We start from the raw sequence: 26,768 nt of genomic DNA, 5'->3' as shown, positions 1-26,768 counted from the left end.
CTCATTTCAGGGCCGTTTCGATGGCTTTCATCAGCTCCTCAAACTCGGCTTTCGTATAGCCGACGGAAGCCCGAATCAGCTTACCGTCCTTTCCGAACAGATAGGCACGGGGAATACTCTGGTCGGCAAACAGAGAGAACACTTCCCGCTTCGGGTCCGGATAGAGCGGAAAGGTAAACTTTTTCCGTTCGTTGTATTTCTTCAACTCGGCATCAGTATGTTCCCGCCCGATAACCAGCAGCTTGAAATCCTTGCAATCCTTGTATTTCGGCCACAAGGTTTTCTGCACTTCCGCCAGTTCCAGCTGGCAAGGGCCGCACCACGTGGCAAACAGGCTCACCAGTACCACCTTGCCTTTCAAGTCGGCCGGGGCCACTTTCCCATACACTTCCGAGCTGAGGGTGATGGCAGGCATCACATCTCCCACTTTGATTTTTTCCTTTCCCGTGTCCTGTGCAGAGGCTGCCAGCACCCCCATCCAAATCAGGCACAGAAGACTCCAGATTCGTACGCTTTTCATTGTCTTTTTCCTTTCTGTAAATGTTAAATCCTGACAAAGATACCGTAAACCGATGGAAAATCCGCCGGGGAACCTATCTTTGTAAAGAGTTTTAACGAAAAAACAAGCCTGCAATATGATGACCTTCATTTCGTGTGCCAAAACCATGACGGCACGCACCAAGATAAAATTCCCCGAAACCACTGTGCCTCATTTTCAGAAGGAAGCCCGGGAAAATGCCCTGTACATGAACCAATTTACCGCCGAGGAACTGGGCCGGATGCTGAAAGTGAATGCCAAGCTGGCCGCAGAGAACCGCCTGCGTTACCAGGATTTTCTTTCACCGGACACTCCGTCTCTCCCGGCACTGCTAGCCTACACGGGTATGGTGTTCAAACGTATCCATCCGGCCGACTTTACTACAGAGGATTTCCGGTTTGCCCAGCAGCACCTGTTCATTACCTCTTTCTTATATGGCCTGCTGCGTCCGCTGGATGCCATCAGGAACTACCGGATGGAGGGGAATGTCCGCCTGCCGGAACACCAGCACCAAACGCAGTTCGACTATTGGAAACCGATTCTGACCGACTACTTCATCGAAGCCATCCGTCGGCAAGGAGGTGTTCTGGTCAATCTGGCCAGTGGCGAAATGAAAGACCTGTTCCATTGGGACAAGATATGCCGGGAAGTCCAGGTCATTACTCCCGAATTTTATACCCTGAAGAACGGAAAACCCACCACCGTGGTGGTCTATGCCAAGATGTGCCGCGGCGAAATGACCCGCTTCATCCTGAAAAACCGGATTGAACAGCCGGAACAGCTGAAAGCCTTTGAATGGGAAGGCTTTTCCTACGATGCGGCCTCCAGCGATGCACAGACACTCCGCTTCCTGCTGAAATAGGAATGAAAAAACGGCAACACAGACGACACATCTTCGTAAATGCAACTTCATCGGATTGCTTTCACCCTGTAACGGGAAGTCCGCAACTTTGCGGCAGAAAAAAGCAAACGATACATGAACAGAACAAGAAGATGGATTCACGCAGCGCTTTTTACCTCACTGATTACTGCCAAAGTGTTTGCTGTAGAGGTAAATGTCAATATCAAGGGCTGCATTACAGACCAGAAATCAAAAGAGCCGCTGATTGGTGCCACGGTACAGATTGTAGGGAGCAGCATCGGAGCCGTGACCGACATGGACGGAAATTTCCAGCTTTCAGGAGTGGAAGACGGTATCTACGACATCGAGATTAAATATGTAGGCTACAAGACTGCCATCAAAAGACAGGTCAAGATTGAGAACAATAAAATCACTACGCTCGATTTCGAAATGGTGACCGACGACCACCTGTTGTCGGATGTGGTAGTGGTAGCCAAGGCCAACCGCGAATCTGAAAGCGTGACCCTGCTGGAACAAAAACGGTCGGTAGTGGCCGTTCAGGCAGTCGGCGCCAAAGAACTGGCACGAAAAGGTGTCAGCGACGCACAGGCTGCCGTGACCAAGATATCGGGTATCTCGAAACAGGAGGGAGTGAAAAATGTCTTTGTCCGCGGATTGGGCGACCGCTACAACCTCACCACTCTCAACCGCTATCCCATTCCGTCGGAAGACCCTGAATACAAGAATATTGCCCTCGACTTTTTCTCTACCGACATCATCCAGTCGGTGGAAGTGAACAAGGCTTTTTATGGCAACACCCCTGCCGATGCATCAGGAGCCGACATCAACATCACGTCGAAGGAACTGACGGGAGACGCCACACTGGATTTCAGCCTGTCGGGAGGTGTCAATACTCAAGCACTGTCGGGCGACCTGCTGCAAGCCAGCGGAAGCAACTTGTTCGGATTTGCCAATACCACCCAACCGGGAGAGGATTTGCACAGCTACAGCTTTAAAAATGCCATCGACCCTTCCCAAAAGAATATCCCCATCAACCAGGACTATAGTCTGTCGGGGGGAAAACAGTTCCGTATCCACGACAACCCGCTCTCTTTCTTCATCGTGGCCAGTCACCATAAAAACTTCTCCTACTACGACGAAGAAGTGCGAAATACCATTACCAGCGGTGATTTGTCGCAGGATATGGGCGGCGAAATCTCCCGCATCGAGACCAGTCAGCTGGCCATGGCCAACCTGAGTTACACCCACAACCAGAAGCATCACCTGTCCTACAACTTCATGATGGTGCATGCCTCCAATTCCTCTGTGGGCGATTACCTTGGAATGGATGCCGACTATCAGTCGTCGGACACATACGAGGGATTCATGCGCCGTCAGCAGACCAACGATAACCTGCTGTTTGTGAACCAGCTTCACACGCAATGGGACTTGGGCAAGAATTTCCTGCTGGATGCCGGACTTTCTTACAACACGATTCAAGGAAACGAACCCGACAGAAGAATCAACAACCTGGTAAAAACCGACAAGGGTTATGTACCGATGAAAGGTACGGGCGTGCAACAGCGTTATTTCTCTGAATTGCAGGAAAACGACCTGAACCTCCGGGGCGGACTGACGTATAAGCTCCACAACGGGTATGGGGATTTGTCGAACATTCAACTGGGCTACATGGGCCGGATAGTAGACGACAACTTCGAAGCTACGGAATACGACATGTCTGTCGTCAAGCAGTCGGTTTTCGACCTAGCACACATTTCCTTCGGGGATTTCTACAACCAGGAGAATTTGGACAACGGCATGTTCCAGCTAGACCGCAACGTGGATGAATACGGTGTCCGGAAGAATATCCACTCGGCCTATGCGGAAGCCACTTATCAGTTTACCTCGCGCTTCATTGCCAACCTCGGAGTGAAATACGACGATGTCAATATCCGCGTGGACTACAATGTGAACCGTGGAGGGACCAAAGGAAAAAATACCATCGACAAATCTTATTTCCTCCCCAGCCTCAACCTGCGCTATAATTTCAACGACAAGCATGCGCTCCGCCTGGCTGCCAGCAAGACTTACACCCTGCCGCAAGCCAAAGAAATTTCCCCGTTCCGTTATACCAGTGTCAGTTTCAACAGCCAGGGTAACCCGGACTTGAAGCCTTCGGACAACTACAACGTAGACTTGAAGTGGGATTTCTATATTTCTCCGAGCGAGCTGTTTTCCGTCACCGGATTCTACAAATACATCCAGAACCCGATTTCACGCATCGAGATTGCCAGTGCCGGAGGATTTCTCTCTTATGAGAACATTGCGAACCACGCTACCGTGGCCGGAGTGGAAATGGAATTCCGAAAGGACTTGTTCAACCGCAACCTGCAGGGCAACGGAGTCAGCAAACTCAGCCTGGGCATCAACGGGGCCTATACGTACACCTACGCCAAAGTGCCCCTGGCCACCGACCCCACCGGTTCACAACTGGAAGGAGCCGCACCCTGGATTTTCAATGCAGACCTGAGCCATCTGTTCCGGAAAGGGCAGAAGAGTTTTACCAATACACTGGTGGTGAACTATTTCAGCGACCGTATCCATACCATCGGCACGGAGGGATATCAGGACATCGTGGAAAACGGTGTCCCGACACTCGACTTCGTTTCTTCCGCTCAGCTGAACAAATACGTGACCCTCAGCCTGAAAGCAAAGAACTTGCTGAATCCGGCCCACCAGCTGACCCGGAAAGGCAATGCCGACGGAAAAGAAGTGGTACTGAGCAAATACAAGAGAGGCATGGACTTCAGCATCGGAGTGGCCTGCAACTTCTAATCAAGAGACTTTACATAACATAAACTAGCAATAAAGACAATCAATTTTCTTAATCAATTATTCATTATGAAAAAGGTATTTTTTACAGCAATGGCCTTTGCAGCCATAGTAAGCAGCGTAAGTTTAACAGCTTGTTCCAACGACGATAATCCGGAAGAAACAGGCACAAGAGGTGAAAAGGTTGAACTGAACGGAACCGTGGAAGGCACCCTGACCTTGGATGCCAACAATGAATATATCCTGAACGGTACGCTGACCGTCGCCGACGGAGGCACACTGGAAATTCCGGCTGGTACCACCATCAAAGCTGCCAAAGGATTCGGAAACTATATTCTCGTGGCACAGGGAGGTAAAATCAATGCCAAAGGAACAGCCGACAAACCTATTGTCTTTACCGCCGACGATGAAGAAAATGCTACCACGGGATACTGGGGTGGATTGATTATCAACGGAAAGGCACCGATTTCAGGAGCTACCAGCGGCGAACAGGGCTCTACAGAAGTAGACAACAACCAGAAATACGGAGGTACGGATGAAAACGACAACAGCGGTACGCTGGAATACGTGGAATTGCGGTTCACCGGTGCACGTTCCAGTGCGGACATCGAGCACAACGGACTGACCCTGAACGGTGTGGGAAGAGGAACGACCATCAAGAACCTTTATATCACAGACGGTGCGGACGATGCCATTGAATTCTTTGGAGGAACGGTCAATGTGGAAAACATACTGGCTGTAAACTGCGATGACGACATGTTCGATTTCACCCAAGGTTATAAAGGCACGTTGAGTAACTGCTACGGCGTATGGGAAGCCGGATACACCAGCACGGAGGAAGACCCGCGTGGAGTGGAAGCCGACGGTAACCTGGACGGAAACGGACCTGACCACCAAGGACAGTCGGATTTCACCATCAAGAACATGACCATTGCCACCTACGCTACCGGCCAGGTGATGGACGACGCCATCAAGATACGCAGAGGAGCTACCGCGCACATTGAAAACGCCCTGGTGATTGGAAACGGACAGATGAAAGACTTCATCGATGTGACCGACTCCAAAGGAAACGCCACTACCGCTACCCAAATGAGTGTCACCAATGGAATCAGCTCTACACTCAGTGGCAAGGAAATCAATGACGGAGATACTCCGTACGAAAATGTCAAAATCACAGACGGCAACACAGGAGCCGACCAAAGTGTCTTCAGCTGGACTGGCTATAAATTCTAACCATAACACATCACACTGATTTGCTTTTCTTCTCCGGTTTTCATGCAAAGTATCCACCGCGTATGAAAACCGGAGATTCTTTTTCTTCCGATTTCCTCATTTTATGAAGGGTTTTCACTACTTTTGTACAGACCTAAACAATAAGTATATGATGTATCCTTTAAAATTCAAACCGATTTTGAAATCCACCCTCTGGGGAGGAGAACGTATCATTCCTTTCAAACAGCTTGACTGCCAGCAGGAACAGGTGGGAGAAAGCTGGGAAATATCCGATGTGCCGGGCGATGAATCCGTGGTGGCCGACGGAGCAGATGCCGGCAAGAACCTTACCCAACTGATGCAAGAATATAAGGAAAAACTGGTAGGAAAAGAAAATTATCAGCGTTTCCAGGGCAAATTCCCTTTGCTGATTAAATTTATCGATGCCAAACAAGATTTATCCATCCAGGTACACCCCAACGACGAACTGGCCATGAAGCGCCACCAGTCCATGGGAAAGACGGAGATGTGGTACATCATCGACAATACGGGCGGAAAAGCACATCTTTATTCCGGACTGAAGAAAAAAATCACTCCGGAAGAATATGCCCGGATGATTGAAGACAATACCATCTGCGACGCACTCGACAAATACGACGTACAGCCGGGCGACGTGTTCTTCCTGCCGGCAGGACGTATCCACAGCATCGGAGCAGGCTGTTTCCTGGCCGAAATCCAGCAGACTTCCAACATCACTTACCGCATCTACGACTTCAACCGCAGAGACAAGAACGGCAACCTTCGCGAGCTGCACACCGAACTGTCGAAAGGTGCCATCGACTATACGGTAGAAAACGACTATCGCACCCATTACACTCCGCGCAAGGATGAACCGGTAGAGCTGGTCAGCTGTCCGTATTTCACCACCTCTGTCTATAACCTGACAGAATCCATGACGATGGACTACAGTGAACTGGATTCTTTCGTCATCTACATCTGCATGAAGGGAAGCTGCACCGTGACCGACAATGAAGGCAACTGCATTTCCCTGAAAGCCGGTGAGTCTGTCTTGTTCCCTGCCACGACCCAAAACCTGGAAGTCGTGCCAGACGGTGAAGTGTCCTTCCTGGAAACTTACGTATAAACTACCTGCATTTCTTATTTCTCATTATAGCTGAGTCCTTTTCTTTCCCTGCCCGCGCACGGAAGAAAGGGACTCAGTCGTTTTTCATAAACGCATTGGGCGACATGCCCGTAATCTGACGGAACACCCGGTTGAAATTGTTCGGGGTGGTAAATCCCACTTCGTAGGCAATCTGCTGCATGGTCTTGCCTCCGTCGGCAAACAGCTCGATGGCCCGCATAATCCGGAGGTTGTTCACATAATAGCTGAAGCGTATGCCCGATTCATTGAACAAACGGCTCAGGTTGCGCACCGAGAAGCCGAAATGTTCGGCCAGCTGCGGCATCTTCAGGTTTTCTTGCAGATGTTCCTGCAAGTATGCCAATATGGGATGCAAACGGGCATCGTTGGGAATGGTCAGGGTTTTCAACAGGAAGCCCATGTTCTGGCTGATGGAAGGAAGCAAACGGAAAAAGCCCAGGGCAAAAGCATACAAATCGGGGGTATCCTCCCGGTTTATCTCCGTCCCTTTCGAAGCGATAAACTTCAGGTTTTCTGCCACAAAAGAGTCGGTGTGGTAAATGGAAAAATCCTTCAACGCCTCATCGCCTCCATCGCTGTCGAGCGACAAATAAAAGATTACCAGCGAAGTCTGCCGGTTGTTACTGCACAGTTTGTGTTCCGTACAACCGGGAATCCAGGCAATGTGCTTCTCCGGCACAAAATAGTTGGTCGAACCAATCTGCACATGCAATGTGCCCGAAAGAGTATATACAATCTGGCACTGGCCGTGTGTATGCCCCGGCAGATTAATCTCTTCCCAACCCGTCTTCTTGATTCGGATGGTCTCCCGGCTGGTACGGTTTATCAACGAAATGTAACTCTCCTGTTCCTGATTCATCGCTAGTTCTGTGGCTTAAAATGATAATCTTTTTGCATAAATCGCATATTCCGCATAAAAATAAAGGTTTAATTTTGCACCAGCAATAGAAGAGACTATAAATTAGCGATGAAATTATGATGAAATGTATTTTGGCATTTGCAGTTTTGCTTGCAGGAACCACCTTCCGCGCATCGGCCATGCCCGAAAAAGCTTCCGAGAACAGACCGGAAAGCATCAAAGTGGAAATTACGGAGGGGCAGATAGATGTAATCAGTGGCATTATCTATTCACAGGTCATTTCCACTCGCAGCAACCGTGCGTTGCGGATGACCGTGCTGGTTCCACGGACCCGTACCCCCAAACCTGCAATTGTATATTTCCCCGGAGGAGGATTCACATCTGCAGATTATGAGAAGTTCATCGAAATGCGTATGGCACTGGCCAAAGCCGGATTCGTGGTGGCCGCTGCAGAGTACCGTACGGTTCCCGACAAATTTCCGGCACTGGTCATCGATGGAAAAGCGGCCGTACGTTTCCTAAGAGCACATGCCGCGCAATTTGGCATCGACCCCACCCGCATCGGAGTCATCGGAGATTCTGCCGGCGGTTATCTGTCACAAATGGTAGGCACAACCAATGGAGAAAAAGAGTTTGACCAAGGAGACTATCTCGACCAGTCGTCCGACGTACAGGCTGCCGTCACCATTTACGGCATCAGCAATTTGCTGAACATCGGCGAAGGTTATTCTGATGCCATACAGCAGGTTCATGCCTCACCGGCTGTAACAGAAGCTTTACTCGTACACGGCCCTGCCTTTGCAGACTTTGCGGGAGCCAGCATCCTTTCCGACCCGGAAAAGGCCATGAAAGCCAGTCCGCTGGGACACGTAAAGGAGCACATGCCTCCCTTCCTGATTATGCATGGAAGTAACGACAGGCTGGTATCGCCCGTGCAAAGCGAACAGCTGTTCAAAGCTCTGACAGAAAAAGGCAACCAAGCCACTTACGTCACGGTGGAAGGTGCCGGACACGGCGATTTATACTGGTTCCAACAACCGGTCATCGAGAGAGTGGTCAGCTGGTTTCAAACTGTTTTTCAATATCACACAGACAAATGAATAAAAGACTAATTGCAAGTATCGGAGTTCTTTCTTTTTTTATGTACATTGCGGCCCAGGAGCGGGTGCTCTCCATTCACGAACTGTTTCAGCTGGCAGACCAGAACAGTAAGAGCATTCAGCTGCATGCACTGGCTATCGACGAAAGTGCACAGGCTGTAAAAGTGGCCAAGGATGCCAAGCTGCCGTCTATCAATGCCCAACTGGAACTCAATTACATTGGGGATGGTTGCATGACCGACCGAAATTTCAGTAACGGAGTACATGCCGATATGCCACACTTCGGGAATACCTTTGTACTCAAGGCCTCACAGGTCATCTATGCAGGGGGAAGTATCCACGCAAACATACAAAAAGCGAAACTACAACACCAACTGTCCCAACAGACTTACGACAACAATCAGCAAGATTTACGATTCATGTTGCTGGGCTACTACCTGGACTTGTTTCAGCTACGGAACCAACAGACCGTATATGAAAAGAACATCGAGCAGACGCGTCTGCTGGTAAAGGATATGCGGGCTGCCTACCAGCAAGGAACAGCGCTGAAAAGTGACATCACCCGTTACGAACTGCAGCTTCAGAATCTTCAGCTGGGACTGACTTCTACCGTAAACAGGCTCAATGTACTGAACCACAAGCTGACGACGACCATCGGACTGGAGCCTTCGATACACATCGTCCCGGATTCCACAGCTTTGTTCCATATAAATGTGGACAAACGACAGGAAATTTCATGGATGGAAGACTCGCAGGAGTCGCCTACTCTTCAACAGGCACAAACCGCCATCAAGCTGAGCCACAACCAGCAGGACCTGATTCGTTCGGAACGCAGACCACACATCAACCTGACAGCCACGAACGACTTCACCGGTCCGATTCTGGTAGAGGTACCGCCATTGAACAACAATTTCACCTACTGGTTTGCCGGAGTCGGTATTTCATACAACCTGGATGCCTTGTTCAAAAGCAAGAAAAAACTGAGGCAGGCACGGATTGCCACTTCGAAAGCGGAAAAGAACTACGAGCTGGCCAAGGAAGAAATCGAGCACAACGTGCATGAAGCCTACGTGAACCTGAACGAAGCCTACGTGCGGCTCCAGACCCAACAGAAGAGCGTACAGCTGGCACACGAAAACTTCCGGATTGTCCGCCAACGCTACCTGAACGGGCTGTCACTGATTACCGACATGCTGGATGCCAGCAACATGCAGCTGGACATGGAACTCCAGCTGGCCAACTATCAGATTGGTATATTGTATCAGTACTACCTGTTGAAAAAGATTACAGGAACCCTTTAACTCCATTTATATTCACACAAAAAGAATCAAGACATGATACGAAACAAGAAAAGAGCGATTTCCAACTTCTTTATACTTCTGGTCCTCGCAGCCGGCATCAGCTGGGTATGCGGCAAGTTCATCCACCTGGGCAACGTGGAATACACCGACAATGCGCAAGTGAAACAGCACCTCACCCCCGTCAGCACACGGGTACAGGGATTCATCAAGAAGATTTGTTTTGAGGAATACCAGACCGTGAAGAAAGGAGACACGCTGGCCATCATCGAAGACACGGAATACCGGTTGAAAGTAGCCCAAGCCGAGGCTGACTACCGCAATGCCCTGGCCGGAAAGAGTGCCATGCACACCACCATCAACACCACGCAGAACAACATCCTCGTCACGGATGCGGCCATCGACGAACAACGGGTCCGCCTGAAGAATGCAGAAACCGATTATAAACGTTATCAGGAACTGCTGAAAGAAGAGGCGGTCACTCCCCAACAGTTCGACCGGGTAAAGACGGACTACGAGGCCACCCAGGCCCGCTACGAACAGCTGATGCGACAGAAACAGTCTACCTTGCTCCAGAAACAGGAACAGACCCAGCGACTGGAACAGAACGAATCGGCCATCAAACTGGCGGAAGCAGCTCTTAACCTGGCCAAGCTGAACCTTTCTTATACCGTCATTCTGGCTACGACCGACGGAGTGACCGGACGAAAGGATATCCACGAAGGGGAACTGGTACAGCCGGGACAGGCCTTGGTGACACTGGTGGACGGCACGGAAAAATGGGTCATCGCCAACTATAAGGAAACCCAAACGACCGACATGCGGAGAAACCAGCTGGTAGAAGTGAAAGTGGATGCCATTCCGGGGGTAAAATTTGAAGGCCGCATCGCTTCCATCTCGGATGCCACCGGAGCTTCTTATTCGCTCATTCCACAAAACAACTCGGCCGGTAACTTCGTGAAAGTGGAACAACGCATCCCGGTCCGCATCGAATTTACCCAAAACAACCGTCCGGAAGACTTGCAGCGTCTGAGAGCCGGAATGAATGTAGAATGTTACGTAAAACAATAAGTTGAGAAATGGCTGAACAACGTCCTCGTATCCTATACTTTAAAGATTTTCTGCCCACCTCCGTCTGCATCGGCTTGTCCATGTTTTTTGCCATGGTATTCCAGTTCAACGGAGGAGTATTCCTGCCTGCAGCCACCCAGATGTCGAGTGCCTTGGGCTGCATTCAGGAAGATGTCACCATGGCCGGATATGCCTCTTTCATCGGCATGACCATCATCTTCCCGATTCTGTTCCGTCTGAAGGCTCGGTTTACGACCCGCTCCATCTTCATGACGGTTTGTCCGGTACTGATTGCCTGCAACCTGATTACCATGCACACGGAAAACATCTTCCTCATGATTTGCGTATGCTTTGTGTCGGGATTCTTCCGCATGTGGGGGACGTTTGAATGTTTTTCCAACATCCGTCTGAGCATCACGCCTTCGGGCAACTTCTCCGTGTTCTACCCCGTGATTTACATCATTGTGCTCGAAAGTATCCAGCTTTCCGGACTGGTCACGATGCACATCAACGACTGGGCCAACTGGCAATACATGCACTGGTTCGTCATCGGTATGCTGATGATTGTATGGGTCTGTGTCATGTGTCTTACCCGCTCTGTCCGCCTGATGAAGAAAATGCCGTTGTACGGCATCGACTGGATAGGACTTGCCCTATGGACCACCATGCTGTTTGCCATTGTTTTCATCTGCATTTACGGGGACTATTATGACTGGCTGGACAGCGCACAGATACGTGCCTGCATCGTGATTGCCGTGGTGACCTTGCTGGTCAACATCAACCGGATGACTTCCATCCGCCATCCGTACATCGACCCGCAAGTATTCAAATACAAGAAGTTCCCCGTCATCTTGTTCCTGTTCCTGATGCTCTGCCTGTTTCTGGCCACTTCATCCGTACTTCAGAATGCCTTCATGATGTCCATTCTGCGATACGATACCCTCAACGCCATCTCACTGAACTGGTGCGTGTTTGTAGGTATCCTTGCCGGAGCGGGAGTCGTCTTCTTCCGGCAGGCCGTACTGAAAAAAGGATATAAACTGTTGATTTCAGTAGGATTCACACTGATTGTCGTGTACCAGTACTACATGTATTTCCTGATTTATCCAGACTTGAACATTGAAAGCCTGTACTTGCCGAACTTTCTGAAAGGAATCGGGCACGGGATTCTCTACATCGCACTGACCATCTACGTGGCCAAGCACATTCCGTTCAAACATTTCTTCCAGTCACTGTGCGTGCTCAGCTTCATCCGCACCAGTATTGCCACCCCGCTGGGCAGTGCCATATTGAACCGCTGGATGAAACATCTCCAGCTGGACAACTGGGCATTGCTGAGCCGTGATTTGGATGACCTCACAGAGTCGATTCCCAATGCCTCTCTCATGCAACTCTACAACGAAGTCAATACCCAGACCATGCTGACCAGCCTGAAAGAACTGTTCGGCTGGGTTTGCATCATCGGAACGGTTTTTCTGGTGATTGTCGTCAGCTACCGGATATGGCGCGACCGTCATCTGGCAGCCCTGAAAATGCTGCACAGTCTGCCCACCAAGAAAAGGTACAGACTGTCCAGCATTCATCGCCCCTCTAAGCATTAAAACTTATAGGCGGCGGTAAAGAAGAAAGCAAGGTTACGTGTCTTTGAATAGCTGGCCAGCTTACAAAGACCGAATTCTCCGTCAAGCCCTACCGTCCAGCGCGGGAAATCCAGTGCGACGCCTCCAAGCAATCCGGCATCGAAACGGCGCAAGCCCGGAATCACTTCTTCTTCAACTTTCGAATCACCAAATGTATTATAAGAGACGGTCAAATCGTCAATGTCGATATCCCGCTTGCCGTTCACTCCATAAGCCAGATACGGACCTACAGTAAATACCATGTCAAAGTTGGATGCGGTTCCCACATGAAAGGCTGCCAACAAGGGCATCTCAAAGTAATTCTGATTTACATGCACGCTCACCTCATTTTGAGTGTTGGCTTCCACAATGTCCGCATCCATACTAGCCCCTTTCGATACCCAGTTCAATCCGGTCTGAAAGGAAACGACTCCACTCAACGGTACATCAATCCCCACTCCTACTTTCTGATTAAACAACGGAGAAGCATCTCCCGCATCTTTCCCCATCCAAGTACTCATACCCAGTCCTAATTTCATACTCCAGGTTACCTTCGTCTGCGCGGCCATTGTCAACACAGTGAACAAACAAGCCACTATACATGCAATTCGTTTCATAAGATTAAAATAGATGAATTACACAAATTTAAGAAGATAAAGCGGAGATACAAATAAAAAGGGAGCAAAAAAGAAGTTTTTGCCTCTTTTTGCTCCCTTCTCACAAGGTTTTAAATGTTATTTCTTAGAATTCGTAATCGATGCCAATGGAAATGTTTTCCATATCCAGGCCGACACCAAATCCATTACCCTCCAAATCACGATAATAATCATCACGGTAACCGGCAAAACCGACTTTCGTAATGAAGCTGAAATGGTCGTTCAACTTCAAGGCCAGACCCGGCTTTACGCCAATCTCAAAACCGTTGACAGAATCGGCATGTTTTGCCTTGTAAGTAGAGAAACCGAATCCCATATCCAGAAACAGGCGCACGATTTTGTTTTCATAGAATGAATAACGTGCATACGGAGCCAATGCAAACGCATTGGAACTAACCTCAAGCTCTCCGTCATACCCTTTATGCGCATAGGCCAGTTCTACACCTACAGCCCATTGCTTACTCAGGTTATAACCTACATCCGGCGTGATGGAGAACGATGTTTTATCCACATCATTGTTTCTCCACAAGCTGATACCACCTCCCAGATACACACCTTCCTGTGCACTGGCCGAAATGGCAGCCATGACAATCACTACGAGCAAAAATAACTTTCTCATAATCTTCTTTTTTAATTCTACAATTTATTTGATACACTCATCTCGCTTTAATTCTCATATCCAAACCGTTCAACCCTGTTTGTGACGGTTGGCTCTCCGGCGACGATATTCAGCCTTCATCTTGGCAGAACCCGAGCCATGAAGTCCGGTAATATACGTTTTCTTCTTGGCCTTCGTCTTTACTTTCTCTTCCTTTTTCTTTCCGTCCGAAGATTTTCCTCCTTTAAAGACAATCCCTTCGGTCAATATCTTTTCAATATCCATAATCTGCTTATTTTTTAGGTTGCAATTTTACATGTCTACCCGACTTTGTACAAATCAGAGTACGTTTCAGAGGCTGACGCGTCTGCATATTGAACAAGAGTCCGGGACTGAAATGCTGTCCGTTCACCCGCAGTTCAAAATGCAGATGTTCGGTAGTGGCACGTCCCGACCTCCCGGTCAATGCAATGACCTGCCCTGCCTTTACGGTATCTCCCGACGCCACCAAGTTCTTGGAATTATGGCTGTACACAGTCTCCAGTCCGTTGGCATGACGCACCACAATGACTTTTCCATATCCTCCGTAATGCTTCGCCATCCGTACCACCCCATCGAATACGCACACGATGGAATCATTGGCTTTCGTCTTGATATCTGCTCCCGAATGTCCGCCCCGGCTACCGTAACCCGAAATCACTTTCCCATTACGGAGCGGAAAGCAGAATTGCGAATCGGCCAGACATTCCAGATGGATTTCAAAACGGTTTCCTTTGGCAAACAAACCCGGAGTCTGTACCCTGACATGATTTCGCTCCATGTGTGTGAATCCACTGGGTACCGGTTCACTGGCCCGAATACTTCCCGCCCAGAAGCACCAAGCAATCATCAACCATATCAACCGCTTCATCTTACTTGAAATAACAAAGTTCCACATCCTGTGCCTCCGCAAATTCTTTCAGCAGGTTCACCATGTAGTTCACCGCTTCCTCCAGTCCCTCACTGCCACTGTACGCATTCATGATTGCCAACAGATGCGTGGTATGCTCCGAAATCTTCGTCCGCTCATTGTCACTGGTCGGCGTACCTACACCTCCCACGGCATCCCGATACACCGGCATGCCCTCAATGTTCAGTTCTCCACGTCCGATGCCCTCGTAAGGTTCACCCGCCTTTCCGATGCCCAGCACCAGTTTGTCGCCCTGAATCTTGTCACGGTCGAAACCACCGATGGAATGTCCGCTGTAAATGGAAGCCAGATTAATCAAATCCACCAGCGTATCAATCTGATACAGCGAAAGGCCTCTCAGCAGCCTGCGGCACAAGGCTTCCGAAGAAGGACGGTAACGGCTGGGATCCTTTCCGCATTTCTTGTATGCTTGGCGGGTAGCCTGAATAGCCGGCATCTCCTTGATGGAATCAATGGTATATTTCTGACGATAGAGCTCGGTAAACTCCCCGATTCTTTTCCATAACGCTTCACTGTAAGGTGAATTTTTCACAGTAGCAAACACGGCAGCCCCGCGAAACTGCGGCCAAGCCTGCCGTAACTCTTCTGATACTTCAATTTTCAAATCCATTCTGCAAACCTTCCTTTCTATTTTTCCATTCGCATAATTCCCGACAAAATACGTCCGGAATGAATGCCCAGACGACGTGCCGAAAAGAAATCCGTATAATGCTCATAGGTACAAACACCTGCCACTTCAATATGAGACGCTTTCACACCTTTCGACAATAATTGCAGACGATTTGCCTCCCACAGGTCGATGTGCCACTTTGCATACCGTCGGGCTATCCTCGCCATATCAAATCCTGCGGTTTCAAAAGCTTCATACACCTCCTCGCCTACCTCAAACGCCTCAAGAGAAATTCCCGGTCCGATACAGGCCCACACATCTTCTCCTTCCGTGCCGTACAGCTCGCGCATCCGGTCGAGGGTCTTTTCCACAATCCGGGCTACCGTCCCCCGCCATCCGGCATGAACAGCCGCCATCACCTTGTGCTTCCTATCATAACAAAGCACCGGAATACAATCGGCGGTAGAGATACAAAGGCACACTCCCGCCTTGTCACTGACCAAGGCATCCACTCCCTCCAGCAATTCTCTTCTTTTCTCCGGAGGAAATCCGATAAACTCATCATCAATCACCCTCACCGTCGTGCCGTGTGTCTGATGAGGTACCACCAGCATTTTCGGACGGACAGGCATCAATGAGCACAATAACTCCCGGTTCTGTTCCACCTTTTCAGGATTATCTCCACAATAATGGTTACAGTTGAACGAGGCATAGTTTCCCTCGCTATAGCCTCCATGACGGGTGGTAGAAAAACAAAAGATGTCGGTGCGCGAGCTCCTCCGGTCGTACACCCACATCCTTTTATCCTTAGTCAGATGATCCATTATTTCTGTGTTTCGTCGTCCCAGTCTTCCTCCTCGTACTCGTAGTCGAAGTCATCCTCGTCCGTATCCTCCTCGTATTCATACTCGAAGTCCTCGTCCTCACCCATATCCTCCAGTTCTTTCTGGAGTTTCTTCAGGTCCTTCGGACGATGTACGATGGCTTCCCGACGTACGGCCTCCAACTGGTTGCTGTCTTTATTCAATTCCATCCACAACAGGTCCTTCAGCTGCTGGATACCCATTCCGGATACCGAAGAGATAAAGACATGCGGTATATCTTCAGGCAATGTAGGCTCCAGCATCTGCATAAGCTCCTCATCCAGCATATCACATTTCGTGATGGCCAGCACCCGCTGCTTGTCCAGCATCTCCGGATTGAACGTAGCCAGTTCATGGAGCAGAATCTCATACTCCTTCCGGATGTCATCCGTATCGCCCGGCACCATGAACAACAGCAGGGAGTTACGCTCGATATGACGCAAGAAGCGCAGTCCCAGTCCTTTACCTTCACTCGCACCTTCAATGATACCCGGGATATCCGCCATCACGAACGATTTGCCTTCGCGATAGGACACGATACCCAGATTCGGTTCCAGCGTGGTAAAAGGATAGTTGGCAATCTTCGGACGTGCCGCAGACACAGCCGCCAGCAAGGTTGATTTTCCCGCATTCGGGAAACCCACCAGACCCACATCAGCCAATAATTTCAATTCCAAAATCACCGTCATCTCCTGCATGGGTTCCCCCGGTTGGGCAAAACGAGGTGCCTGACGGGTAGCTGTACGAAAATGCCAGTTTCCCAATCCGCCACGTCCGCCTTTCAGCAAGATGACCTCTTGTCCGTGCTCCGTTACGTCGCACACATATTCGCCGGTTTCGGCGTTATATACTACAGTCCCGCATGGAACCTCGATGACCTTGTCTGCCCCGTCTTTTCCGAAGCTCTTGTTCTTCGAACCGTTTCCGCCGTGTTCCGCAAACACATGACGGTCGTATTTCAGGTGCAGCAACGTCCAATAGTTGCGGTTTCCCCGCAAAATCACATGACCTCCTCTACCACCGTCGCCACCGTCTGGACCTCCGTTGGGCATATACTTCTCACGGCGCATGTGCACCGAACCGCGGCCTCCTTTTCCGGAGCGGCAATAGATTTTTACATAATCAACAAAATTCGATTCAGCCATAATTTAAAGTTTAAGAACTGGCAGACTGTCCCCAGCCCGCCAGTTTTTCCATTATTTAAAGTTTATCGATAGCTGCACAGATGTCAGCGAAGATGCCTTCCATGGTACCCAGACCCTGGATGTGGCAATATTTACCGTCGTTCTTGTACCAGTCAATCAACGGAGCTGTCTGAGAATGATATACCACCAGACGTTTTTTGATTGTTTCTTCGTTGTCGTCGGCACGGCCTGATTCCTGTCCACGTTTGATCAGACGAGTCATCAGTTCTTCTTCCGGCACTTCCAGGTCGAGCATGATAGACACTTCCTGGCCACGTTCCTGCAACATCTTCTTCAAGGCTTCTGCCTGAGCGATGGTACGAGGAAATCCGTCGAAGATTACACCTTTGCTATCTTTGAAGCTGTCGAACACACTCGCCAGGATATCAATCATCAATGCGTCAGGAATCAGCTGACCATTGTCGATATAACCTTTGGCTGTCTTACCCAGCTCTGTACCGTTCTTGATTTCCGCACGCAATACATCTCCCGTAGAAATATGGTTCAAGCCATACTTTTCCACAATACGAGCACTCTGAGTTCCCTTACCTGAACCCGGAGCACCAAAAATTACAATATTCAACATGTTGTTTTAGATATGATTTATAAAAAATTATTCCATTACCGTATAAATGTCGCGATAGTTCCGGCCCAGACCATCATAGTCCAGCCCGTATCCCACAATAAAATCATTCGGAATACGCATGGCCACATAATGAATGTCCAAGTCCACTTTCAGTTTGTCCGGTTTTACCAGCAGAGTGGCAATGCGGATTTCTTTCGGATGGCGTGCCTTCAGGGTCTCCAACAAACGCTGCATGGTCAGTCCCGTATCCACAATATCCTCCACGATAACAACCGTACGTCCCGTAATGTCTTCGTTCAGTCCTACCAGTTCCTTCACCTTGCCCGTAGAAGCCGTTCCCTCGTACGAAGCCAGTTTCACAAAAGAAACCTCACACGGAATCGTCAGATGCTTCATCAAGTCGGCCGTAAACATGAACGAGCCGTTCAACACACTCAGGAACAGTGGTTTCTCCCCTTCCAAATCACGATTGATTTCATCGGCTACACGTGCCACTTCCTTCAAAATTTCCGCCTCCGGGATAAACGTCTTGAAACGTTTGTCTTTTATCTGAATCGTCTCCATGTTATGATGTAGTTTTTTAGAAATTGCGCAAATTTACGGATTTTCCCTAAAACCGCCACACATCCCCCTGAGTATTTAAAGATATTTTCAATAGAACATATACACCATTCGGGGCTTTTTTCGTACTTTTACCGACAAAATAGCTATTTTATATATACAATGAAAATTTTAAGTTGTACACAACAAAAAGAGGCCGATGCATATACCATCGCCCATGAATCTATATTGTCAATCAACCTCATGGAAAAGGCGGCCGGCCTGCTGGCACAAGCCATCAGTGACCGCTGGGACAAATCGCACCGCATCATCGTCTTTGCCGGTCCGGGCAACAACGGAGGCGATGCCCTGGCTGTGGCCCGTATCCTCTTCCTGAAACACTACCCGGTAGAAGTCTACCTGTTTAACGTGAAAGGAACCCTTTCCGAAGAATGTCTCACCAACGTACAGCGTCTGAAAGAAAGCGGGTTTGCCAATTATACGGAAGTCAGCAGCCAGTTCGACCCTCCCCAGCTGGGCAGCCACGACGTCATCGTGGACGGACTGTTCGGCTCCGGCCTCAACAAGCCGCTGAGTGGTGGATTTGCAGCCGTCGTGCAATACATCAACGCCTCCCCTTCCCAAGTAGTATCCATTGATATCCCTTCTGGTCTGATGGGAGAAGACAACACCCACAACATCCGCCAGAACATCATCAAGGCCGACCTGACCCTAAGCATCCAGCTGCCGAAACTCTCCTTCCTCTTTGCGGAGAATGCCGACGTGGTAGGCGAATGGCAATTGCTCGACATCGGCATCAGCCGGGAATTCATTGAAAAAGCCAAAACGCCTTACCTCATCACCGAAGCAAGCGAGATGCGTGCACTCATCAAGCCACGGAAGAAATTTGCCCATAAAGGCATGTTCGGCCACGGCCTGCTGATAGCCGGTTCCTACGGCATGGGAGGGGCTGCCCTGCTGGCCTCGCGGGCCTGTCTGCGTTCCGGTATCGGACTACTCACCGTACACACCCCTGTCTGCAATCACCTCCTGCTCCAGAGCAATGTGCCCGAAGCCATGGTACAGGACGATGTGCATGACCGCTGCTTTGCCGAAGCGGCCGACCTCGACAATTTCCAGGCCGTAGCCATCGGCCCGGGACTGGGACAGGAAGAAGTGACCGTACAGGCGCTCTTCGACCAAATCAGCAACTGCTACATTCCGCTGGTACTCGACGCTGATGCCCTGAACATCTTCAGCAACTATCGCAACTACCTGACCCGCATTCCCCGCCACAGCATCCTCACCCCTCACGTGAAGGAACTGGAGCGTATCATCGGCCGTTGCAGCAACAGTTTCGAACGGTTGTCCAAGGCCAAGGAACTGGCTGCCTACCTGCAATGCTTCATCGTGCTGAAAGGCGCATGGACAGCCGTCATCACCCCCGACGGAGAAACCTATTTCAACCCGACAGGCAATCCGGGCATGGCAACGGCCGGCAGCGGAGACGTACTGACGGGTATCCTCCTTTCCCTTCTCTCACAGGGATATACACAAGAAGAAGCCTGCCGTCTGGGAGTCTACGTACACGGCCTGGCCGGCGACATTGCCTGCCAGCGGAAAGGTGTCATCGGCATGACTTCCGGCGACATTGTGGATGCCCTGCCCGAAGCATGGAAACAACTAATGGAAATTAAATGACAGACAAAATATGAAAAGAGGAATCATCGCGTTGGGACTGCTGGCCTCTCTGAGCGCCTACTCCCAAGAAAGCTATGTGCCACAGGAAGGTGAAGGTATCGTCTACTTCCTGCCCAAGACTAAAGTAGCCATTGACATCATTGCCACCAAAGTAGACTACCAGCCGGGCGACTTCTGCCTCTATGCAAGCCGATACCTGCGGCTGAACAACATCGGCACCAAACCTGAGACCCACTGGGAAATCAAAGATATCCGTGTACGGCTGGAAGGTGTACCCGATTCTACCAATGCCTACATCATAAAATTAAAAGATAAAAATGTAGCTTCCAACGTAGAACTGACAGACAAAGGCATCGTAAAGGCTATCAATACCACCTCCACCGAGAAAGAACAGCTTCCCGATTACAAGCTGGAAACTCCACAACCCCATGAAAACGCCAGCAAATACATGACGGAAGACATTCTCATGGCCGGTTCAACACCCAAGATGGCCGAGCTGACTGCCCGTGAAATCTACAACATCCGCGACAGCAAAAACCTCATCTTGCGCGGACAGGCCGACACCATGCCTAAAGACGGAGCTTCCCTGCAACTGGTCATCGAACAGCTTGACAAGCAGGAAAAAGCATTGGCACAAGCCTTTACCGGGGTCACCGACCGCACGGACAAAGTCTTTACCATACTGGTAGAGCCCGAGAAAAACATGCAAGAACAAATCGCAGCACGCTTCTCTACCCAGTTAGGGGTACTTCCAGTAAACAATCTGGCGGGCGACCCGATTTATGTCTCCATCCGCAACACGTCGACCTTGCCGGCAACGGAAGAAGACCAGAAAAAAAAGAAGAGAAACAAAGGCATCATCTATAATATTCCCGGTAAGGGAAATGTAACCGTCACCTACCAGGGCAAAAAACTTTTCGACGATGATATGGCGTTTACCCAGTTCGGCTACACGGAAGTATTGGTAGACGGCCTGTTCGACAAGAAAGTCAACACCCGCGTGATTTTCAACCCTACCACAGGCGGAATCGTGAAGATTGACAAAGATTGACCGTACACTTGACTGAAAAGAACATGCAGACCGTCTTCCGGCATCTCCCGAAAGACGGTCTTTTTTCATCCTGAAAAGGCAAATCCATTTTATACATCTTCTTACCCGTCTCCATTGACCACCAAACGCCTTGGAGATAAGGACATTCCACCGAATAGCTGTGTCTGTTTTCCAATCGGGAGCCGTATGTTTCCCGGCAGCGAACCATACGTTTTCCACCCCGAAACCGTACGGTTCCCGATTGGGAAACATAAAAAAGGATATTGGAGCTTTGTCAAAAATGTCGTCTTCTTTCAAGAACTTTCTCCCTACACCGCAGGAAAAGTAGCAAAAAGCTACAAAATCACCTTTTTTCCTCTTTATAAAAGAGGAAATCTTTGCGCTAAACTGTTTTTCTGTTTCTATAATTTGCAGAGTTCTTAAAATAGCCCTATCTTCGCACGATAAAACGTGCAACTTTGTTATGACCCGAATGAACAAAATAAAGAAACTCAAAAAAATCCGACTCCATCACGAAGGGACTCACATTCTGATTACCGGTGCAATCTTGTTACTCCTTATTAATGCAGCTTTGTATTGGGGAATTGAATGTAAGATACCATTTTATTTAGTAGCTGTCGCAAGCCTCATCGTCTACGGACTGATGGTTAATTTCTTCCGCTGCCCGATACGCTTGTTCAAGGGGGACACGGAAAAAATGGTAGTGGCACCGGCCGACGGACGTGTAGTAGTCATTGAGGAAGTGGATGAATACGAATACTTCCATGACCGCCGCCTGATGATTTCCATCTTTATGGACATCACCAACGTACATGCCAACTGGTATCCGGTAGATGGAGTGGTGAAGCATGTAGACCATCATAACGGACGCTTCATGAAAGCCTGGCTTCCGAAAGCCAGTACGGAAAACGAACGTTCGATGGTTGTTATCGATACCCCGGAAGGTCATACCGTCATGGCCCGTCAGATTGCGGGTGCGGTGGCGCGACGCATTGTAACATACGCCGTGCCGGGAGAGGATTGCTACATTGACGAGCACATGGGATTCATCAAGTTCGGGTCGCGGGTGGATGTGTATCTGCCGCTGGGTACAGAAGTCTGTGTGACCATGGGACAGAAAACGACCGGCAACGAAACAGTGATTGCCCGCCTGCCCTAATCCAAAAAACAGTATATACCTTATTTATTATTACATCATGGCTCACGCGATTATCCGGAATATACCCAACACGATTACCAGTTGTAATCTGTTTTGTGGATGCATAGCCTGTTACATGGCTTTTCATAGCAAATACGAATGGGCACTGCTTTTCATCGTACTGGGAGCGGTGTTCGACTTCTTCGACGGGATGACAGCCCGCCTGTTGCATGTGTCCTCTCCCATCGGGAAAGAGCTGGACTCGCTGGCCGATGACATTACCTTCGGACTGGCTCCGGCCGCCATTGCTTTCTCCCTGTTCAAGGAGGTGCATTATCCGGATTTTCTCCTTCCGCTGTCGGGACTCATGCCCTACACGGCCTTCCTGATTGCCGTATTTTCTGCCCTCCGACTGGCCAAATTCAACCTGGACGAACGTCAGACCAGCTCGTTCATCGGCATGCCAACCCCTGCCAACGCCTTGTTTTGGGGCTCACTGACCGTAGGGGCACACGATTTTCTGATTTCCGACAGCTTCAATGCCCTGTACCTCTTCATTCTGGTAATTGTCATGTCATTGTTGCTGGTAGCCGAACTGCCCATGTTCTCCCTGAAGTTTAAAGATTTGTCATGGGGACACAACAAGATAAGTTATATCTTCCTGATTGTCAGCATTCCACTGCTGATTATCTTCCAGTTGAGCGGCTTCGCGGCCGTCATCGTATGGTACATCCTTTTATCCTTGCTGACACGTAAAAAATAAACGGGAGAAATTGTGGCACGTTTTTTGTTCCTTCTAAATTAAAAACGAAAGAAAATGTTCCATATTCTAGGCTTTATATTTTTCATCATATTGGTCGTCCTGCTCATCGGACTGTTCATCCTGTACAGAGTCATCGGCATGATATTCGGATTCAAACGACGCATGCAACGCAACAGTTCTTCCCAACGGACCACCTATTCCTCCGGTTCAAGTCAGCCACAGGAAGAGTCCTTCGATGCTTATTCCAACGAAGGAAATCCCTCCGTACGCCAACGGAAAAAGATTTTCGACAAAGAAGAAGGGGAATACGTGGATTTTGAAGAAATCAAATAAAACATTTCATCTTCTTTTCCGGAAGAAGTCCTTCATCAGTCCGGCACACTCGTCGGACAACACTCCTTTCACGACCACCGTCTTAGGGTGCAAGGCTTGCGGCGCATACCGCTGGTAACCTCTTTTCTCGTCTTCCGCCCCGAAAACGAGACGACCTACCTGTGCCCAGGCAATCGCTCCCGCACACATCACACAAGGCTCCACCGTGACATACAACGTACAATCATTCAGGTATTTCGCCCCCAATGCATTGGCCGCCGCCGTCACCGCCTGCATTTCCGCATGGGCCGTCACATCGTGCAAGGTTTCGGTCAGGTTATGCGCACGCGCAATGATGCGGTCCCGGCAGACCACCACGGCCCCTACGGGTACCTCTCCTCTGTCTGCGGCCCGTGCAGCCTCAGCCAGTGCTTGTTTCATGTAAAAAGAATCGTCTGCCATCGGTTTATCTGCGCATGTCATGTTCCTTGAAAAGCGTGGGATAATCATCTTCCATATTCTGATGGATAAAAGACAAGACCGTCTCGCGAAGCCAGCGTGCCTTGTTGGTTATCTGGTATTTCTCCAGATAACGGTCCACAATCCGCACCTCTTCTTCGCTCATCAGGCAAACCATCCGCTGGCGACGGGGAGGATTGCTGACTGGTACTTTCTTTCTTTTTTTCCCGCTATTTACCATTTGTCCTGCAAAATTAGCGTATTCCGTTAAAATTGAAGCATAAAAATGCGTATTTTTGCAAAAAAGCGGAAAATGGCACTACATAATGAGCTAGGAAAAGAAGGAGAGGCTGCCGCAGTGGCTTATCTGACTGAAAAAGGATATGAAATCAGGCACCGGGACTGGCATTCCGGACACCGGGATTTGGACATCGTGGCCCAAAAAGACGGCACCTTGGTCATTGTGGAAGTGAAAACCAGAAGGGACAACCGTTTCGGCCATCCGGAAGAAGCGGTGGACAACCGGAAAATACGGAGTATCGTGGCTTCTGCCGATGCGTATGTCCGGAAATTCGCCCTCGACCTTCCCGTCCGCTTCGACCTCATTACCGTGGTGGGAATGCAGCCTCCTTTCCAGATTGAACACATCGAAGAGGCTTTCTTCCCTCCTGTGTGGAACTAATTAATGCATAAAGACCCATGAAATATCCTGAACCTATCGTACTGGCAGAAACCACTTCTACCAATTCCTACTTGGCGGACCTTTGCAATGTGCAACCATGTCCGGAACTGACCAGCGTATATTCATCTTTCCAGTCGGCCGGACGCGGACAGCGTGGCAACAGCTGGGAATCGGAAGCAGGCAAAAACCTGCTCTTCAGCTTTGTGCTGTATCCAGACTTTCTGGAGGCACACCGCCAGTTCTATCTGTCACAGGTCACTGCCCTGGCCCTGTATGACGTGCTGTCCAGCTATACGGAAGGCATCTCCATCAAATGGCCCAACGATATCTATTGGAAAGACAAAAAGATTTGCGGCACGCTGATTGAAAACGACCTGACCGGCATCCATATCAGCCGTTCCATCTCGGGAACCGGGGTCAATCTGAACCAGGAACGCTTCTACAGCGATGCCCCCAACCCCATCTCCTTGTGCCAGATTACGGGCAACCAGTATGACATCCGTGAAATACTGGCACAAATCATGGACAAGGTTACCTACTATTACCAGCGGCTGAAGGAAGGACAGACCGACCTGCTGGAAACACGTTACAAGGAAGCCCTCTACCGCAAGGAGGGAATGCATCCGTATCAGGACAAGAACGGACAGTTCCAGGCATGCATCGTGGACATCGAGCCCAGCGGACGCCTGATACTGGAAGACGCGCAAGGACAACAAAGAGGCTATTTATTCAAGGAAGTGGAATACATCTTATGAAGACGACCGACCGACAGATTCTGCACATTGCCCTGCCCTCCATCGTTTCCAACATCACCGTTCCCCTGCTGGGATTGATTGACGTCAGCATTGTAGGCCATCTGGGAGCGGCTTCCTACATCGGAGCCATCGCCGTGGGAGGCATGCTGTTCAATATGATTTACTGGCTCTTCGGCTTCCTCCGCATGGGAACGGGAGGACTCACCGCCCAGGCCTATGGCCGACACGACTTGCAAGAGGCTACCCGAATCCTGCTCCGCTCGCTGAGCATCAGTCTGCTGCTGGCCCTTGCCCTGCTGATACTCCAATTTCCGATTCGCAGTCTGGCTTTCACCTTCATGGACACCAGTGAAGAGGTGCAAAAGCTGGCTACGCTGTATTTCCATATCTGCATCTGGGGAGCTCCGGCCACGCTGGGACTCTACGGCTTTACCGGCTGGTACATCGGCATGCAGAACTCCCGTTTCCCGATGTTCATCGCCCTCACCCAAAACATCGTCAACATTGCCGCCAGCCTGTTTTTCGTCTTCTCCCTCGGCATGAAAGTGGAAGGAGTGGCCCTCGGTACCCTCGTGGCACAATATGCGGGACTGGGAATGGCCTGCCTGCTCTGGCTGGCCTACTATCGTCCGCTGCGGAAGTACCTGCACCAGAAAGCTTTGTTCAACCGGAGTGAAATGAAACGTTTTTTCCAAGTGAACCGGGACATCTTCTTCCGTACGCTCTGCCTGATTGCCGTAACCGTCTTTTTCACCTCCACGGGAGCCGCATACGGCGATGTGGTACTGGCCGTCAATGCCTTGCTCATGCAACTGTTCACCCTCTTTTCGTATTTCATGGATGGATTTGCCTACGCCGGAGAAGCGCTGAGCGGGAAATACATCGGAGCCCGGAACCACAAGGCACTGACACTAACCGTAAAACATCTTTTCAAATGGGGCATCTCACTCTCCCTGCTGTTTACCTTGCTCTACGGACTGGGAGGAAAAGGTTTTCTCAGCCTGTTGACCGACGACGCGACTGTCATTGCCGCGTCCGGAGAATACATTTACTGGGTACTGGCCATTCCACTGGCTGGATTCTCGGCTTTTCTGCTCGACGGTATCTGCATCGGGGCCACGGCCACCCGCCTCATGCTGCGTGCCATGTGGATTGCCTCGGCCAGTTTCTTCCTCCTTTACTACGGTCTGCACGACACATTGGGAAACCATGCCCTCTGGATGGCTTTCATTGTCTACCTGAGTCTGCGGGGTATCGTACAAGGAATCATCCTTTACCGGAAGAGAATCACAGATTTACATACCCTGTCATAGTTTTCCCCACAAAGCGGAAGATATCCGAAATTATTACTAACTTTGCTACAAA

The 26,768-nt window shown here is 49.8% G+C and carries 29 protein-coding genes; 16 read left to right on the top strand and 13 right to left on the bottom strand.

Annotated features, from left to right (window positions below; genetic code table 11):
• Position 1: 1 nt before the first annotated feature.
• On the bottom strand, positions 2 to 520 hold the full coding sequence (locus BQ7480_RS02985) for a TlpA family protein disulfide reductase (protein ID WP_072541660.1): 519 nt from the start codon (positions 518 to 520) through the stop codon (positions 2 to 4).
• Positions 521 to 635: 115 nt separating this feature from the next.
• On the opposite strand from BQ7480_RS02985, the gene yaaA reads away from it, so the two are divergent.
• The 4 genes from yaaA (at position 636) to BQ7480_RS02965 (ending at position 6,567) form a co-directional block, all read left to right on the top strand.
• Positions 636 to 1,400 carry a peroxide stress protein YaaA gene (gene yaaA / locus BQ7480_RS02980; RefSeq protein WP_072541659.1) on the top strand — a complete coding sequence of 255 codons (765 nt, stop codon included), beginning with the start codon at positions 636 to 638 and terminating at the stop codon, positions 1,398 to 1,400.
• A gap of 114 nt (positions 1,401 to 1,514) precedes the next feature.
• Positions 1,515 to 4,214, top strand: coding sequence for a TonB-dependent receptor (locus BQ7480_RS02975; RefSeq protein ID WP_072541658.1), 2,700 nt, complete (start codon positions 1,515 to 1,517; stop codon positions 4,212 to 4,214).
• A 66-nt stretch (positions 4,215 to 4,280) separates the two neighbouring features.
• Positions 4,281 to 5,444, top strand: coding sequence for a hypothetical protein (locus BQ7480_RS02970; RefSeq protein ID WP_072541657.1), 1,164 nt, complete (start codon positions 4,281 to 4,283; stop codon positions 5,442 to 5,444).
• Between the two features lie 151 nt (positions 5,445 to 5,595).
• On the top strand, positions 5,596 to 6,567 hold the full coding sequence (locus tag BQ7480_RS02965) for a type I phosphomannose isomerase catalytic subunit (RefSeq protein ID WP_072543870.1): 972 nt from the start codon (positions 5,596 to 5,598) through the stop codon (positions 6,565 to 6,567).
• A 73-nt stretch (positions 6,568 to 6,640) separates the two neighbouring features.
• On the opposite strand, the gene BQ7480_RS02960 is transcribed toward BQ7480_RS02965, so the two are convergent.
• On the bottom strand, positions 6,641 to 7,447 hold the full coding sequence (locus tag BQ7480_RS02960) for a helix-turn-helix domain-containing protein (RefSeq protein ID WP_072541656.1): 807 nt from the start codon (positions 7,445 to 7,447) through the stop codon (positions 6,641 to 6,643).
• Positions 7,448 to 7,563: 116 nt separating this feature from the next.
• Here BQ7480_RS02960 and BQ7480_RS02955 point away from each other — a divergent pair, with 116 nt between their 5' ends.
• The 4 genes from BQ7480_RS02955 to BQ7480_RS02940 are packed head-to-tail and all read left to right on the top strand — an operon-like array spanning position 7,564 to position 12,517.
• Positions 7,564 to 8,547, top strand: coding sequence for an alpha/beta hydrolase (locus tag BQ7480_RS02955; protein WP_083581742.1), 984 nt, complete (start codon positions 7,564 to 7,566; stop codon positions 8,545 to 8,547).
• Complete coding sequence (locus BQ7480_RS02950) at positions 8,544 to 9,848, top strand: TolC family protein (RefSeq protein ID WP_072541654.1); 1,305 nt, start codon at positions 8,544 to 8,546, stop codon at positions 9,846 to 9,848. The genes BQ7480_RS02955 and BQ7480_RS02950 overlap by 4 nt, the downstream gene beginning before the upstream one ends.
• Before the next feature lie 33 nt (positions 9,849 to 9,881).
• The gene (locus BQ7480_RS02945; RefSeq protein WP_072541653.1) at positions 9,882 to 10,916 is read left to right on the top strand and encodes an HlyD family secretion protein; all 1,035 of its coding nucleotides are present in this window, start codon (positions 9,882 to 9,884) and stop codon (positions 10,914 to 10,916) included.
• A gap of 8 nt (positions 10,917 to 10,924) precedes the next feature.
• Positions 10,925 to 12,517, top strand: coding sequence for an efflux MFS transporter permease (locus BQ7480_RS02940; protein ID WP_072541652.1), 1,593 nt, complete (start codon positions 10,925 to 10,927; stop codon positions 12,515 to 12,517).
• On the opposite strand, the gene BQ7480_RS02935 is transcribed toward BQ7480_RS02940, so the two are convergent.
• The 9 genes from BQ7480_RS02935 to hpt all read right to left on the bottom strand — a co-directional run bounded on the left by BQ7480_RS02935 (position 12,514) and on the right by hpt (position 18,566).
• Positions 12,514 to 13,152 carry a porin family protein gene (locus BQ7480_RS02935; protein WP_072541651.1) on the bottom strand — a complete coding sequence of 213 codons (639 nt, stop codon included), beginning with the start codon at positions 13,150 to 13,152 and terminating at the stop codon, positions 12,514 to 12,516. The genes BQ7480_RS02940 and BQ7480_RS02935 overlap by 4 nt on opposite strands.
• 124 nt (positions 13,153 to 13,276) lie before the next feature.
• On the bottom strand, positions 13,277 to 13,810 hold the full coding sequence (locus tag BQ7480_RS02930) for an outer membrane beta-barrel protein (RefSeq protein WP_072541650.1): 534 nt from the start codon (positions 13,808 to 13,810) through the stop codon (positions 13,277 to 13,279).
• A 69-nt stretch (positions 13,811 to 13,879) separates the two neighbouring features.
• Positions 13,880 to 14,074, bottom strand: a complete 195-nt coding sequence (locus BQ7480_RS02925; protein WP_072541649.1) for a hypothetical protein — start codon at positions 14,072 to 14,074, stop codon at positions 13,880 to 13,882.
• 7 nt (positions 14,075 to 14,081) lie between these two features.
• Positions 14,082 to 14,678, bottom strand: a complete 597-nt coding sequence (locus BQ7480_RS02920; protein WP_394332642.1) for a M23 family metallopeptidase — start codon at positions 14,676 to 14,678, stop codon at positions 14,082 to 14,084.
• 22 nt (positions 14,679 to 14,700) lie between these two features.
• Positions 14,701 to 15,363, bottom strand: coding sequence for a B3/B4 domain-containing protein (locus BQ7480_RS02915; protein WP_083581867.1), 663 nt, complete (start codon positions 15,361 to 15,363; stop codon positions 14,701 to 14,703).
• 23 nt (positions 15,364 to 15,386) lie between these two features.
• Entirely contained in the window at positions 15,387 to 16,193 is an 807-nt protein-coding gene (gene pgeF, locus BQ7480_RS02910) for a peptidoglycan editing factor PgeF (RefSeq protein WP_072541646.1), read from the bottom strand.
• Entirely contained in the window at positions 16,193 to 17,377 is a 1,185-nt protein-coding gene (gene obgE / locus BQ7480_RS02905) for a GTPase ObgE (RefSeq protein WP_072541645.1), read from the bottom strand. Before obgE ends, pgeF begins: the two co-directional genes overlap by 1 nt.
• Positions 17,378 to 17,432: 55 nt before the next feature.
• Positions 17,433 to 18,002, bottom strand: coding sequence for an adenylate kinase (locus tag BQ7480_RS02900; RefSeq protein WP_022355079.1), 570 nt, complete (start codon positions 18,000 to 18,002; stop codon positions 17,433 to 17,435).
• 27 nt (positions 18,003 to 18,029) lie between these two features.
• Positions 18,030 to 18,566 carry a hypoxanthine phosphoribosyltransferase gene (hpt, locus tag BQ7480_RS02895; RefSeq protein ID WP_072541644.1) on the bottom strand — a complete coding sequence of 179 codons (537 nt, stop codon included), beginning with the start codon at positions 18,564 to 18,566 and terminating at the stop codon, positions 18,030 to 18,032.
• A gap of 159 nt (positions 18,567 to 18,725) precedes the next feature.
• Here hpt and BQ7480_RS02890 point away from each other — a divergent pair, with 159 nt between their 5' ends.
• The 5 genes from BQ7480_RS02890 to BQ7480_RS02870 all read left to right on the top strand — a co-directional run bounded on the left by BQ7480_RS02890 (position 18,726) and on the right by BQ7480_RS02870 (position 23,528).
• Positions 18,726 to 20,243, top strand: a complete 1,518-nt coding sequence (locus tag BQ7480_RS02890; RefSeq protein WP_072541643.1) for a bifunctional ADP-dependent NAD(P)H-hydrate dehydratase/NAD(P)H-hydrate epimerase — start codon at positions 18,726 to 18,728, stop codon at positions 20,241 to 20,243.
• 10 nt (positions 20,244 to 20,253) lie between these two features.
• Complete coding sequence (locus BQ7480_RS02885; protein ID WP_072541642.1) at positions 20,254 to 21,294, top strand: DUF4831 family protein; 1,041 nt, start codon at positions 20,254 to 20,256, stop codon at positions 21,292 to 21,294.
• Positions 21,295 to 21,766: 472 nt separating this feature from the next.
• Positions 21,767 to 22,453: a phosphatidylserine decarboxylase family protein gene (locus tag BQ7480_RS02880; RefSeq protein WP_072541641.1), complete on the top strand. Its 687-nt coding sequence runs from the start codon at positions 21,767 to 21,769 to the stop codon at positions 22,451 to 22,453.
• Between the two features lie 37 nt (positions 22,454 to 22,490).
• The gene (gene pssA / locus BQ7480_RS02875; protein ID WP_022355090.1) at positions 22,491 to 23,195 is read left to right on the top strand and encodes a CDP-diacylglycerol--serine O-phosphatidyltransferase; all 705 of its coding nucleotides are present in this window, start codon (positions 22,491 to 22,493) and stop codon (positions 23,193 to 23,195) included.
• Positions 23,196 to 23,249: 54 nt separating this feature from the next.
• Positions 23,250 to 23,528: a DUF4834 family protein gene (locus BQ7480_RS02870; RefSeq protein ID WP_072541640.1), complete on the top strand. Its 279-nt coding sequence runs from the start codon at positions 23,250 to 23,252 to the stop codon at positions 23,526 to 23,528.
• A 6-nt stretch (positions 23,529 to 23,534) separates the two neighbouring features.
• Here the strand turns inward: BQ7480_RS02870 and BQ7480_RS02865 are convergent, their stop codons facing one another.
• Together BQ7480_RS02865 and BQ7480_RS02860 are read right to left on the bottom strand one after the other, a co-directional pair.
• Complete coding sequence (locus BQ7480_RS02865; RefSeq protein ID WP_072541639.1) at positions 23,535 to 23,969, bottom strand: nucleoside deaminase; 435 nt, start codon at positions 23,967 to 23,969, stop codon at positions 23,535 to 23,537.
• 4 nt (positions 23,970 to 23,973) lie between these two features.
• Complete coding sequence (locus tag BQ7480_RS02860; protein ID WP_022355093.1) at positions 23,974 to 24,207, bottom strand: hypothetical protein; 234 nt, start codon at positions 24,205 to 24,207, stop codon at positions 23,974 to 23,976.
• Between the two features lie 72 nt (positions 24,208 to 24,279).
• On the opposite strand from BQ7480_RS02860, the gene BQ7480_RS02855 reads away from it, so the two are divergent.
• The 3 genes from BQ7480_RS02855 to BQ7480_RS02845 are packed head-to-tail and all read left to right on the top strand — an operon-like array spanning position 24,280 to position 26,716.
• Entirely contained in the window at positions 24,280 to 24,648 is a 369-nt protein-coding gene (locus BQ7480_RS02855; protein ID WP_072541638.1) for a YraN family protein, read from the top strand.
• A gap of 17 nt (positions 24,649 to 24,665) precedes the next feature.
• Positions 24,666 to 25,403 carry a biotin--[acetyl-CoA-carboxylase] ligase gene (locus tag BQ7480_RS02850; RefSeq protein WP_072541637.1) on the top strand — a complete coding sequence of 246 codons (738 nt, stop codon included), beginning with the start codon at positions 24,666 to 24,668 and terminating at the stop codon, positions 25,401 to 25,403.
• Entirely contained in the window at positions 25,400 to 26,716 is a 1,317-nt protein-coding gene (locus tag BQ7480_RS02845; RefSeq protein WP_072541636.1) for an MATE family efflux transporter, read from the top strand. Before BQ7480_RS02850 ends, BQ7480_RS02845 begins: the two co-directional genes overlap by 4 nt.
• Positions 26,717 to 26,768 lie beyond the last annotated feature (52 nt).

Source organism: Bacteroides mediterraneensis (assembly GCF_900128455.1).
Taxonomy (GTDB): Bacteria; Bacteroidota; Bacteroidia; order Bacteroidales; family Bacteroidaceae; genus Phocaeicola; species Phocaeicola mediterraneensis.
The sequence above is the reverse complement of the archived record's forward strand: the minus strand, read 5'-3'. Positions and strand labels throughout refer to the sequence as shown.

Bases quoted from the DNA above. Each gene is read 5' to 3' on its own strand.
- BQ7480_RS02985 (WP_072541660.1), bottom strand. From the start codon at position 520: ATGAAAAGCGTACGAATCTGGAGTCTTCTGTGCCTGATTTGGATGGGG.
- yaaA (WP_072541659.1), top strand. From the start codon at position 636: ATGATGACCTTCATTTCGTGTGCCAAAACCATGACGGCACGCACCAAG.
- BQ7480_RS02975 (WP_072541658.1), top strand. From the start codon at position 1,515: ATGAACAGAACAAGAAGATGGATTCACGCAGCGCTTTTTACCTCACTG.
- BQ7480_RS02970 (WP_072541657.1), top strand. From the start codon at position 4,281: ATGAAAAAGGTATTTTTTACAGCAATGGCCTTTGCAGCCATAGTAAGC.
- BQ7480_RS02965 (WP_072543870.1), top strand. From the start codon at position 5,596: ATGTATCCTTTAAAATTCAAACCGATTTTGAAATCCACCCTCTGGGGA.
- BQ7480_RS02960 (WP_072541656.1), bottom strand. From the start codon at position 7,447: ATGAATCAGGAACAGGAGAGTTACATTTCGTTGATAAACCGTACCAGC.
- BQ7480_RS02955 (WP_083581742.1), top strand. From the start codon at position 7,564: ATGATGAAATGTATTTTGGCATTTGCAGTTTTGCTTGCAGGAACCACC.
- BQ7480_RS02950 (WP_072541654.1), top strand. From the start codon at position 8,544: ATGAATAAAAGACTAATTGCAAGTATCGGAGTTCTTTCTTTTTTTATG.
- BQ7480_RS02945 (WP_072541653.1), top strand. From the start codon at position 9,882: ATGATACGAAACAAGAAAAGAGCGATTTCCAACTTCTTTATACTTCTG.
- BQ7480_RS02940 (WP_072541652.1), top strand. From the start codon at position 10,925: ATGGCTGAACAACGTCCTCGTATCCTATACTTTAAAGATTTTCTGCCC.
- BQ7480_RS02935 (WP_072541651.1), bottom strand. From the start codon at position 13,152: ATGAAACGAATTGCATGTATAGTGGCTTGTTTGTTCACTGTGTTGACA.
- BQ7480_RS02930 (WP_072541650.1), bottom strand. From the start codon at position 13,810: ATGAGAAAGTTATTTTTGCTCGTAGTGATTGTCATGGCTGCCATTTCG.
- BQ7480_RS02925 (WP_072541649.1), bottom strand. From the start codon at position 14,074: ATGGATATTGAAAAGATATTGACCGAAGGGATTGTCTTTAAAGGAGGA.
- BQ7480_RS02920 (WP_394332642.1), bottom strand. From the start codon at position 14,678: ATGATTGCTTGGTGCTTCTGGGCGGGAAGTATTCGGGCCAGTGAACCG.
- pgeF (WP_072541646.1), bottom strand. From the start codon at position 16,193: ATGGATCATCTGACTAAGGATAAAAGGATGTGGGTGTACGACCGGAGG.
- obgE (WP_072541645.1), bottom strand. From the start codon at position 17,377: ATGGCTGAATCGAATTTTGTTGATTATGTAAAAATCTATTGCCGCTCC.
- BQ7480_RS02900 (WP_022355079.1), bottom strand. From the start codon at position 18,002: ATGTTGAATATTGTAATTTTTGGTGCTCCGGGTTCAGGTAAGGGAACT.
- hpt (WP_072541644.1), bottom strand. From the start codon at position 18,566: ATGGAGACGATTCAGATAAAAGACAAACGTTTCAAGACGTTTATCCCG.
- BQ7480_RS02890 (WP_072541643.1), top strand. From the start codon at position 18,726: ATGAAAATTTTAAGTTGTACACAACAAAAAGAGGCCGATGCATATACC.
- BQ7480_RS02885 (WP_072541642.1), top strand. From the start codon at position 20,254: ATGAAAAGAGGAATCATCGCGTTGGGACTGCTGGCCTCTCTGAGCGCC.
- BQ7480_RS02880 (WP_072541641.1), top strand. From the start codon at position 21,767: ATGAACAAAATAAAGAAACTCAAAAAAATCCGACTCCATCACGAAGGG.
- pssA (WP_022355090.1), top strand. From the start codon at position 22,491: ATGGCTCACGCGATTATCCGGAATATACCCAACACGATTACCAGTTGT.
- BQ7480_RS02870 (WP_072541640.1), top strand. From the start codon at position 23,250: ATGTTCCATATTCTAGGCTTTATATTTTTCATCATATTGGTCGTCCTG.
- BQ7480_RS02865 (WP_072541639.1), bottom strand. From the start codon at position 23,969: ATGGCAGACGATTCTTTTTACATGAAACAAGCACTGGCTGAGGCTGCA.
- BQ7480_RS02860 (WP_022355093.1), bottom strand. From the start codon at position 24,207: ATGGTAAATAGCGGGAAAAAAAGAAAGAAAGTACCAGTCAGCAATCCT.
- BQ7480_RS02855 (WP_072541638.1), top strand. From the start codon at position 24,280: ATGGCACTACATAATGAGCTAGGAAAAGAAGGAGAGGCTGCCGCAGTG.
- BQ7480_RS02850 (WP_072541637.1), top strand. From the start codon at position 24,666: ATGAAATATCCTGAACCTATCGTACTGGCAGAAACCACTTCTACCAAT.
- BQ7480_RS02845 (WP_072541636.1), top strand. From the start codon at position 25,400: ATGAAGACGACCGACCGACAGATTCTGCACATTGCCCTGCCCTCCATC.